Origin of the sequence: Vibrio frigidus (assembly GCF_042465995.1) — a bacterium.
Classification (GTDB): domain Bacteria; phylum Pseudomonadota; class Gammaproteobacteria; order Enterobacterales; family Vibrionaceae; genus Vibrio.
The window spans coordinates 1-306 of sequence record NZ_JBCDMC010000060.1 but is presented as its reverse complement, the minus strand read 5'-3'; the positions used below and the strand labels follow the sequence as shown (position 1 = coordinate 306).

1 rRNA gene is annotated in these 306 nt (G+C 45.1%); it reads left to right on the top strand.

Annotation, left to right across the window (positions count from 1 at the left end):
• Positions 1 to 196 precede the first annotated feature (196 nt).
• A 5S ribosomal RNA gene (rrf, locus tag AACW90_RS23005) occupies positions 197 to 306 on the top strand; the annotation flags it as partial.

Sequence of the window (306 nt, the reverse complement as noted above, 5' to 3'; positions counted from 1 at the left end):
GTTGATAGGCAGGGTGTGTAAGCGTTGTGAGGCGTTGAGCTAACCTGTACTAATTGCCCGTGAGGCTTAACCATACAACACCCAAGGGGTTTTGTGGACTCAATGCAAGAACATTGAATGTGTGTGAACTTTTATTTAGGTCAGCAATCCAGATTATTAAAGTTTTCTATATATTTAGAAAGCTTTACCAAATTTGCTTGGCGACCATAGCATTGTGGACCCACCTGATCCCATGCCGAACTCAGAAGTGAAACGCAATAGCGCCGATGGTAGTGTGGGGTCTCCCCATGTGAGAGTAGGACATCG